Source organism: Halobacterium bonnevillei, assembly GCF_009831555.1.
In the GTDB taxonomy this organism is placed as follows: domain Archaea; phylum Halobacteriota; class Halobacteria; order Halobacteriales; family Halobacteriaceae; genus Halobacterium; species Halobacterium bonnevillei.
Genome location: NZ_WUUU01000251.1, coordinates 1 through 3107 on the forward strand (window position 1 = coordinate 1; position 3107 = coordinate 3107).

Annotated in this window: 3 protein-coding genes; all 3 read right to left on the bottom strand. The window is 67.4% G+C overall.

Annotated elements, in window-relative coordinates; genetic code table 11:
* On the bottom strand, window positions 1-514 hold a 514-nt coding region (locus GRX66_RS17780; RefSeq protein WP_159527695.1), incomplete at its 3' end, for an aminotransferase class V-fold PLP-dependent enzyme.
* A 130-nt stretch (window positions 515-644) separates the two neighbouring features.
* Complete coding sequence (locus GRX66_RS17785; RefSeq protein WP_159527696.1) at window positions 645-1883, bottom strand: M48 family metallopeptidase; 1239 nt, start codon at window positions 1881-1883, stop codon at window positions 645-647.
* A gap of 368 nt (window positions 1884-2251) precedes the next feature.
* Window positions 2252-3107: putative PEP-binding protein (locus GRX66_RS17790; protein WP_325064185.1), on the bottom strand; the 856-nt coding region annotated here is incomplete at its 5' end.

Sequence of the window (3107 nt, forward strand, 5' to 3'; positions counted from 1 at the left end):
CGGCGTCGCTGGCGACGTCCGCGAGCGCGGGAATCGGGTCGACGCGGCCGTACTCGGTGGTCCCGGCGACGCCGACGACGACTGCCGTGTCGTCGTCCACGAGGTCGGTGACGGCGTCGACGTCAGCGCGGTGGTCGTCGTCCGTCGGCGCCAGCCGCAACTCGACGTCGAGGACGTCGGCGGCCTTCTGGAAACTGAAGTGCGCGCTCTCCGGCGCGACGACGTTCGCGTCGCCGTCCGCGAGATTTCGGGCTGCGCGGACTGCCTGAATGTTGGCTTCCGTGCCGCCGGACCCGACGTACCCGTGGGGGTCGTCGAAGCCGACGACGTCGCCGAGCATGGCAACGGCCTCGGCTTCGAGGTCGGCGACCGCCGGGTACGTCGCGGGGTCACCGGGGTTGTCAGCGAGGAACCGCTCCGCGGCGTTCCGGGCCGCGGGATGGGGTTCCGTGCACATCGAGGAGAGTACGCGGTCAAAGTCCTGTGGGGCGGGGGAGTGCTCCGCGCGGGGCATAGGTCACGCGAGTAGCAAGGGGAAGTTAGCGGTTGCGCTCTCCGTGGACGACCGATTGCGGGTGTGACATACGACCGATTGCGGGTGTGACAGCTGTGAACGCCCGCGTCCGCTCGGTGGCCGCGGTCGCTCAGCCCTCGGTGAGGTACCGGATGCGTTCGGGGACGGGCGGGTGCTGGTAGTGGAACGCCTCGTACAGCGGGTGCGGGAAGGGGTTGCCGAGGTTCTCGCTGGTGAGGTTCGCGAGCGCTCCAGCGAGCGGGTCGCCGTCGCCCATCACGTCGACGGCGAACGCGTCGGCCTCGCGTTCGTTCGCCAGCCAGAGCTTGTTCGTCAGCGGCTGCGTGAACTGACTGATCGGCTGCACCCACAGCGACGCCAGCAGCAGGCCGGCAGCGGGCGTCTCGGGCGCGCCGAACATCGCGTACAGCCACGTTGTGTCCAGGAGGACGGACGCGACGAACAGGAGGACGGCGACCTGCACGACGTTCGAGGCCATCCCCTGCCAGATGTGGCGTTTCTTCCAGTGAGCGAGTTCGTGGGCGAGCACGCTCTGGAGTTCGGCCTCGTCGAGTTGCTCGACGAGCGTGTCGAAGAGGACGACGCGCTTCGTGCGGCCGAAGCCCGTGAAGAACGCGTTCGAGTGCCCGGACCGGGAACTCGCGTTCATGACGTAGACGTCGTCGCAGGTGAACCCCGCGCGCTCGAAGACGTCGTCGACGGCGTCCCGGAGGTCGCTGTTCTCCACGGGCTCGAAGTCGTAGAACAGCGGCAGGAACACGCGCGGCACGATGACCTGGGTGGCGAGGAGGAACACCGCGACCACGCCGGTGGCGGCGACCCACCACCACTGGGGGAACTGCTGGACGGTGAACAGCACGGCCGCGGCGAGCACCGCGACGAGGACGGTGGAGAACGCGGTGGAGACGAGTTTGTCGCGCGCGAACAGTTTCGGGGACTGCTCGTTGAACCCGAACGCGTCCTCGACGGCGAACGTGTCGAAGGCGTCGAAGGGCACTCCGAGTGCTTGGACGACGACCGTCGCGCCGACGAACACGGCGACGCCGGCGAGCAGGTCGTTCCCGGTCGCGTCGTAGACGACGCTCACGGCGTCCCCGAACAGCCCGGTGTAGAGGACCAGCAACACGAACCCGAGGAGGACGACGCTCTCTAGCTGGGACGCTGCGGTCGTGAGTCGGTGGTAGTCGAGCAGTCGGTCGGGGTCCTCGACGCCGACGGTCTCCGCGAGCCAGTCCGTTCGCTCCCGGACTGTCTCGTCGGCGTGCCGGACGTTCAGCGCCGCCAGTCCGGCGAAGAACAGCGTCGACCCCGCGACCAACAGCAGGAACGCGGCGTGGTAGGCGAGCATACCTGCCAGTATGGACAGTTCGCTGAAACGGCTTGCGGTCCGTTAGCTGGCGGCGTCGACGCCGTGTTTGGGACTCGACAGACTGGAACGGTCTCCTGTCGCAATTTGCGTGATCAAGTAGCAAGCATCCGCGGCCTGAGCGGTTCGACAGACCCCGAAGGCCGCGGTTCACTGCGCGAGTGAACGAAGTGAACGTGAACGAGCGCGGGCCGACGAGCGACCGCAGGGAGTGAGGAGTGCTTTTTCCGCAAGTTTTTGGCGAGTGGGGCGCACGGAGCGCGCCCCCAGGTTCGAGAGGCGCCAAAGGCGCCTCTCGTCATCTGGAAAGAGCCCGAGGCGCTCTGTCCGTGACAGAGCAAACAGTGCGTCTATCGTACGGAGTTGAGAATCATGCGCTGTTCGACGCGCTTGACCTCGTGTTGGACGTCGCGGACGGCGTCGATGTTCGCGGAGATCGAGGAGATGCCCGTCTCGACGAGGAAGTCCACCATGTCTGGTTTGGACCCGGCCTGACCGCAGATGCTGGTGTCGACGTCGTGCTCGCGGCAGGCGTCGATGGTGGTCTCGATGAGGTTCAGGACGGCGGGGTGGAGTTCGTCGAAGCGGTCGGCGACGTTGCCGTTGTTGCGGTCGACGGCGAGCGTGTACTGGGTGAGGTCGTTGGTGCCGAACGAGGCGAAGTCGATGCCTTCAGTCGCGAGTTCCTCGATGGAGAGGGCGGCGGCTGGCGTCTCGATCATGACTCCCCAGGTGCGTTTGTCCGTGTCGATGCCGGCGTCCTGCATGAGGTCGCGGGCTTGCCGGACGTCGTCGGCGTCGTTCACGAGCGGGAGCATGATTTCGACGTTGTCGTACCCCATCTCGTAGAGTTCGGCGAACGCCTGCAGTTCGTGCTTGAAGACGTCCGGGCGGTCGAGGCTGCGGCGGATGCCGCGGTAGCCCAGCATCGGGTTGTGTTCGTGGGGTTCGTCGCTGCCGCCCTCGAGCTGGCGGAACTCGTCGGTCGGCGCGTCCAGCGTGCGCACGCGGACGGGCCGCGGGTAGAACTCCTCGGCGACGGTGCGGACGCCCTGCACGAGTTCGTCGATGTAGGCGCGTTCGCCGTGGTCGTCGATGTAGCGTTCGGGCGTCTTGTTCGTGGACAGGATCATGTGCTCCGTGCGGAGCAGGCCGACGCCGTCGGCGCCGGTCGCGGCGGCGCGTTCGGCGGCCTCCGGGATGGAG